9 protein-coding genes are annotated in these 8,238 nt (G+C 68.4%); 7 read left to right on the plus strand and 2 right to left on the minus strand.

Features of this window, described 5'->3' with window-relative positions:
- Both VF697_RS20120 and VF697_RS20125 read right to left on the minus strand, forming a co-directional pair.
- The coding region (locus VF697_RS20120) for a glutathione S-transferase N-terminal domain-containing protein (RefSeq protein ID WP_331097368.1) at positions 1–309 on the minus strand (309 nt) is incomplete at its 3' end.
- A gap of 49 nt (positions 310–358) precedes the next feature.
- Complete coding sequence (locus VF697_RS20125) at positions 359–1,060, minus strand: Coq4 family protein (RefSeq protein WP_331097369.1); 702 nt, start codon at positions 1,058–1,060, stop codon at positions 359–361.
- A gap of 355 nt (positions 1,061–1,415) precedes the next feature.
- Between VF697_RS20125 and VF697_RS20130 the strand changes: the two genes are divergently transcribed.
- The 7 genes from VF697_RS20130 to VF697_RS20160 all read left to right on the plus strand — a co-directional run bounded on the left by VF697_RS20130 (position 1,416) and on the right by VF697_RS20160 (position 7,988).
- Positions 1,416–2,246 carry a phosphatidylinositol-specific phospholipase C domain-containing protein gene (locus VF697_RS20130; RefSeq protein ID WP_331097370.1) on the plus strand — a complete coding sequence of 277 codons (831 nt, stop codon included), beginning with the start codon at positions 1,416–1,418 and terminating at the stop codon, positions 2,244–2,246.
- Positions 2,247–2,474: 228 nt separating this feature from the next.
- Entirely contained in the window at positions 2,475–3,224 is a 750-nt protein-coding gene (locus tag VF697_RS20135) for a TadE family protein (RefSeq protein WP_331097371.1), read from the plus strand.
- On the plus strand, positions 3,221–4,957 hold the full coding sequence (locus VF697_RS20140) for a hypothetical protein (protein WP_331097372.1): 1,737 nt from the start codon (positions 3,221–3,223) through the stop codon (positions 4,955–4,957). Before VF697_RS20135 ends, VF697_RS20140 begins: the two co-directional genes overlap by 4 nt.
- The gene (locus VF697_RS20145; RefSeq protein WP_331097373.1) at positions 4,954–6,051 is read left to right on the plus strand and encodes a TadE family protein; all 1,098 of its coding nucleotides are present in this window, start codon (positions 4,954–4,956) and stop codon (positions 6,049–6,051) included. Before VF697_RS20140 ends, VF697_RS20145 begins: the two co-directional genes overlap by 4 nt.
- Positions 6,048–6,776: a hypothetical protein gene (locus VF697_RS20150; RefSeq protein WP_331097374.1), complete on the plus strand. Its 729-nt coding sequence runs from the start codon at positions 6,048–6,050 to the stop codon at positions 6,774–6,776. The genes VF697_RS20145 and VF697_RS20150 overlap by 4 nt, the downstream gene beginning before the upstream one ends.
- A 72-nt stretch (positions 6,777–6,848) precedes the next feature.
- Entirely contained in the window at positions 6,849–7,481 is a 633-nt protein-coding gene (locus VF697_RS20155) for a PEGA domain-containing protein (RefSeq protein ID WP_331097375.1), read from the plus strand.
- Between the two features lie 81 nt (positions 7,482–7,562).
- The gene (locus VF697_RS20160) at positions 7,563–7,988 is read left to right on the plus strand and encodes a YbaN family protein (RefSeq protein ID WP_331097376.1); all 426 of its coding nucleotides are present in this window, start codon (positions 7,563–7,565) and stop codon (positions 7,986–7,988) included.
- Positions 7,989–8,238: the final 250 nt, after the last annotated feature.

Below are 8,238 nucleotides of genomic sequence, written 5' to 3' on the forward strand. Positions count from 1 at the left end.
GATGGCGTTGGACTCGTACATCCGCTGGCCGGTGTTCGGGTCCACGAGGTAGGGGAACTGCTGCTTGCCGCCCAGCTCCATGGCCCGGGGACGGAAGCGGGTGCCGCCCTTGGGGCATGGGTAGATGAAGGCATCGAGGTCGAGCAGGCAGAGGGCTTCGCGGACCTTGCGGCAGAAGGGGCAGTTCTCGAATTCGTAGAGCTCCAGCGGCTTCTCGGGGCGCCTGCCGAGCGCGCTCACGTATTGGCCCAGCCCGAATCGGGCCACACTGGCTGCGTAGGACAACGTCACATTCACGGTGCGGTTCATCTACCTCTCTCCTCCTGCGGATCGAGCTCGAGGCCTTCAAGTGGCGCTGTCAGGCGGGCGAGCTTCGCGCGGGCTGGCAGAGACGCTCAGTGAGTTCCGACACTGGCGTCGTCCAGAGCTCGCCGTAGTCCACGCTCAGCAGGTTGCGCGAGTGCTTGCCGCGGCGGTAGGCCGCACGCAGCCGGCGGAAGTGATCCCGCAGGGCCTTGAAGCCGAGCCCCCGTTGAGTGAGCACGTAGAGGAACGACAGCAGCGCGATCAAGGCCGCGTGGCGCAGGCCGAGATTGCCGAAGTAGAAGGCCTGCAATTCGAGCTCACCCGTCGGGTCGATTCCGTAGCGCGTGATCAGGTGGTGGATGTCGTGGGTCTCGCGGTAGTGCTTGTAGAGGTAGTCGCCGTCGCTCTCCACGGGGTACTCGTAGGTGAAGGGCTGGATCCCGTTGGCGCGGAAGTAGTGGGCGAACTCGTGACCGAGGGTGCCCGCGGGCAGGCGCGCGAGCGTCTCGAGGTCGACGTCGCCAGGAACGGTCGGCCGCTCGTCGAGGAGCCGGCGAACGTCCGGGCTCTCACGCAACTCGCGGCCTAGCCGCGCGTACGTGCTGTCGTCGAGGCTGATGTGAAGCGCCCGGGCGTAGTCGGGGTTCGCGGGATCGTCCTTGAGGATCCGGAGGGCGTTGAGGGCGACCCAGATGCGGGTGAGCATGGAGGCGTTGGGGGGGAGGGCCGGGGGGGCGTTCGTCACCTGATTCATCACGTCTCTTTCCATCCATCATTCCCGTTCGTCCACCTGCTCGACATGCAGCCCGTGGTCGACGGCGAGCTCATCGGAGGTCTTCTCATTCTGGACCTCGCGTGAACGGGTGTCGCGGTGTGCGAAAGACCTACCGAGGCAGTCGCGGACCTTGGAGGAAGACGGGCGCCGTTGGGGGAACGGTCCGCTGGCCCATCTGAGCGGAGACACACCCCAGCGGGAGCATCAGGGCCAGAAGGCGGGTGAGCCGGAGCCTGGGGCCTGCGAGTCTAGACGCCTCGTAGGGCGAATCGTAAGAGAGGCTCTTGTTTCGCCGTGCCCTCATGGCGCAGGATCGCTCTGGGAGGAGCGCGCTATGGCTGGCAATGATTGGATGGGGCTGCTTGATGGCATCAAGAGGCGCAGACCGATCACGCGCCTGGTCATCCCCGGCACCCATGATTCGGGGGCATACCAGTATTGCTATACCCCCATGGTGCGGGCCCAGGGTCTCTCCATCCGCCAGCAGCTGGACGCCGGCGTGAGAGCCCTGGACCTGCGGGTGGGCGTGGCCTACTTCTCCACCACCTATTGGCTCTTCCATGGGCCCGTGAATCTCGACGTTTCCGTCCAGTCGGCGATCGATGACGTCGTCAATTTCCTGACGGCCAATCCGACCGAAACCGTCATCATCATGCTGAAGCAGGAGACTGGCAAGAACGACATCAGCGCCGCGATCAATCTCCTCGTCAACCAGACTCTAGGCGCGATGCTCTTGAGGAGGGACGACCGGCGCCTGAAATGGCCCTCTCAGGAGGAATGCGCCGGGAGAGCGCTGGTCTTCAGCCGGTTGCTGACCCCTCATGCGGATCACTACGACACGAGGGGCTGGAATGCTGATTCAGCGGATATAGCCATCAATGTCGGGGGAGACCTGGGTCTCCGCATCCAGGATCGCTATGGGAGTCCGCAGGTCGCTGACAAGAACAACGCCATCCGCGACTCGTTGCAAAACGCGGAGGAGAGCGAGGATGAGAAGTCCTTGTTCCTGAATTTCACGAGCTTCGTTTGGAAAGGCCGAGAGCCGTATAGTACGGGTCCCGAAACGAACAACTACATCCGGATGGCCCATCTCACCGGGAAGGGGGTCGTCTGCGTGGACGCAGCAGATGCCACCATCCTCAATTACCTCATTGGTTTGAATTAGAAGGGCCGCGCCCGGTTCCCCGGTTCCCGGAAGGGGTGTCAGACGACTCGTTCTGTGACACCCCCCGTGGAGTTCTGTGACACCCCCCGTGGGCCCCCTGTCTGATCCGGACGGGCCTCTGATAGAGAGGAGAGGGAGCGAAGCATCGAAACCCTGAAACCAGGGGCTCCCTGTATTGCGGCCAGATGACCGATGGCCGGGTCCCTCCCCCTGGGTGAATGTAGGCAAATGCCGTATCGAGTCTCAAGAGCCGAGAGCGGGCAGGCCGCGGTGGAGTCCGCGCTCACGCTGCCGCTGGCGGTGTTCCTGGTATTGGGCACGCTGCAGCTCTTCCTCATGTTCCAGGCCCGGCTGATGACGGAGCACGCCGCCTTCCGCGCGGTGCGCGCCGGCAGCCTCAGCCAGGGCTCCTGTCGCCGGATGGTGCACGCGGCGATGACGACCCTGCTGCCCACCTTCACGCGCACCGACTCTCCCGCCCGGCTGGCCCAGGCGTTCGAGGGGCGCATCAAGAACCGCTACGCCCCCGCGCTGGACTCGGGGCACAACGGCGACATCGTGTGGCTGGTGCGCGAGAGCCCCCGGCGCGAGGACATCCAGGGCCAGGAAGACAGTGCCTTCGACGACCCGGACCGCGAGAGCCTGCGGCTGGAGGTGCGGCTCATCTTCTGGTACCCGATGCGCATCCCCTTCGCCAACTGGGTCATCGCGCGCATGACGCTGGCCTACTGGGGCCTGCAGGACTACAACGCCCTCAACCCGCTCATGGTCGTGCAGAACAACGCCGAGTGGACCGAGGAGAGCCCTCCGCCGGACCACCTGGATGACGTCACCATGAACACCTCGATGGCGGCCACGATGCTGGCGCGGACCGACCAGCCGGCGGGCACGTTCGTCTTCCCCATCCAGGCCACCGCCGGCATGCGGATGATGACGCCCGCGCGCAGTGAGTTCTTCAACCCCCAGGACTGCCGATGAAGCGGGCCCCTCGCGGACAGACGCTCGTCCTCTTCTCCGTGTCGCTGCTGCTGCTGACGCTGATGGTGCTGATGACCATTGGCCTGGGCGTGCGCCTGCACGAGCGCACCGAGCAACAGGTCGTCGCGGATGCCGCCGCCTACAGCCAGGCGGTGGTGACGGCCCGCACGTTCAACTCCGTGGCCTCGCTCAACCGGGCGATGATCGCCCAGATGTCGGCCGTGGCCGCGGCCCAGTCGCTGCTGAGCTGGGCGGGCTACTACCACGGCACCCTCAACCAGGGGCGTGACCTGCTGGCGGGGATGATCGCCACCGCGCCGGCGCACTGCTCCGACCCGCTCCGGGATGCGTACCAGCGCATCATCACCGAGGACCGGCGGCTCATCGACCTGTGGGAGCCGGACGGGGGCGGGTACGAGGGCAAGTACGGCCATGACGTGCGCTCGGCCGAGTACATCCGCAAGGTGGTGTACCAGACGGCCATCACCATCTCCGAGGACCAGCAGCGCATCTACGAGCGGATGACGCAGCGGGTGGCGCCGGAAGAGGGTGGGGGGCTCGCGGAGGAGATCGCCGCCAAGGCGCGCCAGGGCAGCCCCTGGAGGGACGAGGCCCGGGAGCTGTTCGCCGCGGACCAGGCCGTCACCCGGCGGGAGCGGGACGCGGCGGTGGAGCCGTTGCAGCGCCAGCCCAAGCACATGGTGCGCGCCACCATGGCCACGCGCGGCGTGGAGCCCTTCATCTCCTCGCGCGAGGCGACGAAGCGCACGGGAGACTTGAGCGCGGCGCACTACGTGGAGATCCGCCTCAACCGGGTGATGGACCCCAGCCCGCTCGTCGCGCGGGTGACGGACTTCGGCACGGCCTACTTCGGTCAGCGCGGGCCCATGCGCAGCTCGGGCATTGGCGAGCGGGAAGGCTACGACGGGCAGGCCATCAACCGCGCCGAGTGGCAGCGCTGGGAGGAGGTCGGCGATGACGGCCAGAACCTCACCTACCTGGGCGCCTGGGCGCAGGACACGGGCGTGTTCTACTTCGACTGGCCGAACCCTCCTCCCGGCTGCTCGATTCCGGAGCCCACGGAGGACTCCTTCGGCTACCTCGTCACCACGGGCCCCGATGACCATCGCGACAACCACATGTGGCGGCGCGGAGACCCCGCCGTCGGTGACTACCGGGAGTGGAATGACCCGCGCGTGACGGACCCGCCCGAGGTGCGCCACTCCTTCCGGAGGGTGCCGCCCAATGCCATCTCCCCCAGCATCTGGCCCGTCTTCGTGGACTACCAGGAGGAGGGGATGGAGGGCCCCAACGCCCCCACCAACGTGGACGGGCAGCCCAAGAGCCTGGTGCCCATCGTCCGGGACTACTCGACGCGCACGCGCCAGGACCCCTGGGAGCTGCGCTTCCGCTTCAAGGTCTCCCAGGCCGGGCCGGGAGAGCTGATCGACATCAGCTCCAGCAGCACGTGGATGGAGCAGTCCACGGCGATTGCCTCCGCCCTCACGTACTACCACCGCGGCTCGTCCACCGGGAAAGGTGCGGGTCACTCGCGCGAGCCCCCCAACTTCCTCAACCCCTTCTGGCGTGCCACCCTGGTGTCCTCGGACGTGGACGAGCCCTACGGCAAGCGGGGGGACGACGTCATCCGCACGCTCGAGGGGCTGGGCGAGGGGCAAAAAGCGGACGCCCTGCGCCGGTTGCGCGCCAGCGGCTTCGAGGCCATTCCATGAGGCAGCGCTCCTTTCGGGGCCAGGCGACGGTGGAGCTGGCGCTGAGCCTGCTCGTGTTCGTCTCGGTCCTCCTCTTCGGCATCCACTTCGCCGAGGTGGGCATGATGAAGCTCCGGGTCCAGCAGGCGGCCACGGCCGCGCTGTGGGACACCACGGGGTTGCGGATGCACCGCTTCAACACCGCGGCGGACGCCCCGCCGGAGTTCCGCACCTCCGACGAGATGCTCGACAAGAAAGGCCAGGCGCCCGGGCCTCGGGCCGAGGAGCGCTTCCAGGACTTCGACGGGCGCTCCACGGGCGGCGCGGACGGCTTCACCCAGGTGATGACGCGGGGCTCGCGGCTCTCCGTGCAGTGTGAGCCGGCGCGCGTCTCGCCGCTGCCACAGGGCGAGGCCTTCGACCGGCTCCGGGTCGCCTATACGCCGGCGATCGCGGGGGGCAGGGAAGTGGACGGCATGGCGTGCAACGCCGACGCGCGGGTGGAGGTGTGGGGGATGCCCCGGAGCTTCGTGGATGATGGCGCGGGGGGCATCATGGACGTGAAGCACGTGCTGCGGCCGCAGCTGCGCGTGTGCGCCTTCGGCCGGGCCCGGGGCGGCGTCTGCCAGGGCTCGGTGCCCATCGCCCTGGATGACTGGGCCCTCTCCGGCAGCGATGAGAGCTTCGGCCGGGAGCTGGAGGCGTGCCTGGAGGGCTGCCTCTTCGACAACAAAGAGGGAAACCAGGCCTACAAGCGGACGGTGAATCGGCTCTACGACGAATACAACTCGTTCGAGACGCGCGACTTCAGCATCCCCGACTTCATCCGCGCCCTCTTCACGAACGACCCCGTCGTCCCGGAGCTGTCCAACGTGCCGGTGGACGAGCGGGCCTTCCGCTTCGTGTTCGTCGGCGAGGACGGGCCGGACATCGGCGCCGGGACGACCAGGCCGTTCACCTTCAAGACGCGCGAGCAGGACACCTACAGCGTGAAGGACTACGAGTGGGCGACGACGCCCTACGCGGACACCTACAAGAAGGCGTACCAGCGCCGGGAGCAGTGCTTCCTGGGCTCGCGCTGCGACCAGTCCTACTTCGACAAGAGGACCTGGTGATGCGGGCGCTGCTCTGTCTCTGCCTGCTGGTGGGCCTGGGCGCTTCGGCCGCCGAGCCTTCCGCCCGGCCCGTGCCCAAGCGGTGGGACGTGCCCAGGGCGCTCGAGGTCATCGAGGTGCCCGGTCGCACGGAGGCGCTGGGGATGCCGGTGTCCATCCACGCCGTGCGCTCCGGGGAGAAGGTGGGGACGCTGGAGCGCCACTTCCGCCGTCAGTTCCAGGAGGCGGGCCTGTTCCTGCCGCCGCCCCAGCACGTGGTGCCGGTGACGCGCGAGGTCCAGGTGACGGGGCTCGACCCGGACACGTACATCGCCTACACGGTCATCCTCCAGCCCAACCCCGACGGCAGCACCACCGTGCTCCTCACCGAGGCCTTCCTCGCGGAGCGGCGCAAGACGGCCGAGGCGGCCTTCGCGCCGGTGATGCCCGGGGCGCGCGCCGTGCTGCGGACGAATACCGAGGGCACGTCCATCATGCAGTACTCGGTGAAGGCGAGCCCCGAGGAGGCGCGGCGCTTCCACGTCCAGGAGCTGACCCGGGGCGGCTACCGGGAGGTGGAGCCGGGCGTGTTCCAGAGCGGGGTCGACGTGCTCCGGGTGACCGCCCGGCCGCTCGGAGACGGGGAGGTGGCGGTGTCGGTGATGAAGCTGCGGGAGGTGGGTGGGCTCTCGTCCGCGCCGCCCGCCAGGACGGTGGGCGCCACCGCCGGGAGGACTGGCGAGTGAGCCCGCGAGGTTGGACACACGTGAGCCGTCAGCCGGGAGGCACACATGCCTAGATGGGCTTGGGGAGTCTGTGTGGGATGCGCCGCGCTGGCGCTTCTCCTGCTGGGGATGTTGTGGTTCCAGGAGCCGGAGCCCATTCCGGCCTCGAAGCCGCTGCGCATGACCATGGCGGCGGGCGAGGTACCTCCGCCCGCGCCGGTGAAGCCCCCGCCCGTGGTGGAGAGCCCGCCGCCCGCGCCCCCGCCGTCGGCGAACCTGGCCGCCGCGCAGCCCGCGCCGTCTTCCGAGCAGGCCGAGGAGCGCGAGGCGGATGCCGAGGACACGGGGAGGGTGCCGGAGCGGCGCGCGCCCCCGACGTTGCGCAAGCGCGACGCGGGCATCGCGCCCAAAAGCATCACCCGGCGGAACGTGGGGAAGACGGCCGGCAAGGGCATCTCCAAGATTCAGCTGGTCGCGACGTACCAGGGGGGGGCGGTCTCGGCGCCGGTGGAGATCGACGGCGTGTGGCGTGGGAACACCCCGCTGACGGTGACGCTCAAGGGGGGCAGCCATGCGATTCGCATCGACCATGGCCGGACGCGCGTGAACCAGTTCGTCACGCACGTCGATGGCGGCAGGAGCGTCAACCTGCAGGTGGACCTGCGACCGGCGTCGGAGTGGCGGGGCAACGGGCCTTCCAAACACGGCAAGCGCCACCGCCACTGAGCCACTGCTCGAGAAAATGAAACGGCCCCAATGCTGGGGTGTCCGTCACCTTCGAGCGCTGAGGCTGGTATATACGCAGGGGTGTCGAGCGAACCGTCCATCGAGCAGGCGCGGGGAGGAGACGAGGTCACCCACACGCGCTTCCGTTTCGCCTTCATGGCGCTCGGTTTCGTGTGTGTGGGCCTCGGAGTCCTCGGGGCGTTCCTGCCGCTGGTGCCGACGACGCCCTTCATGCTCGTCGCGCTGTGGGCCTTCTCGCGCAGCTCCCGCCGCTTCCACGACTGGCTCTACACTCATCCACGCTTCGGGCCTGGGCTCCAGGCGTGGCGGGAGCACGGCACCGTGCCGGTGAAGGTGAAGGTGAGCGCACTGTCCGGCATGGGCGTGAGCCTCGCGCTCCTGGCCTTCGTCGCGCGCGTGAAGTGGCCCGTGCTCGCGGGGGCCGCCGCGCTCATGCTCATCGGCGCGACGTACATCCTCAGCCGTCCGAGCCATCCTCCCCGGTAGGCGAGGCGAGGGGGGAGGGTTCAATCCCCGGGCCCGCTCGGCCTATGGTTCACCGTGGGGCGTGGCCGGATGCCCGAGCAGGAGCGGCGAATGATTCCAGACGCATGGCAGGACAGCGGTAGTTCCCCGACACCTCTCCGGAGCCCGCGTCCCTCGCGGCTGCACGCACTCGTCACCCTCCTCGCGGTGCTGTCGAGCGGGTGCCTCGGCCACCTGTACGAGGTTCCGCGCCCGGAGCTGGAGCGGCTCG

Source organism: Archangium sp., assembly GCF_036388035.1.
GTDB lineage: Bacteria > Myxococcota > Myxococcia > Myxococcales > Myxococcaceae > Archangium.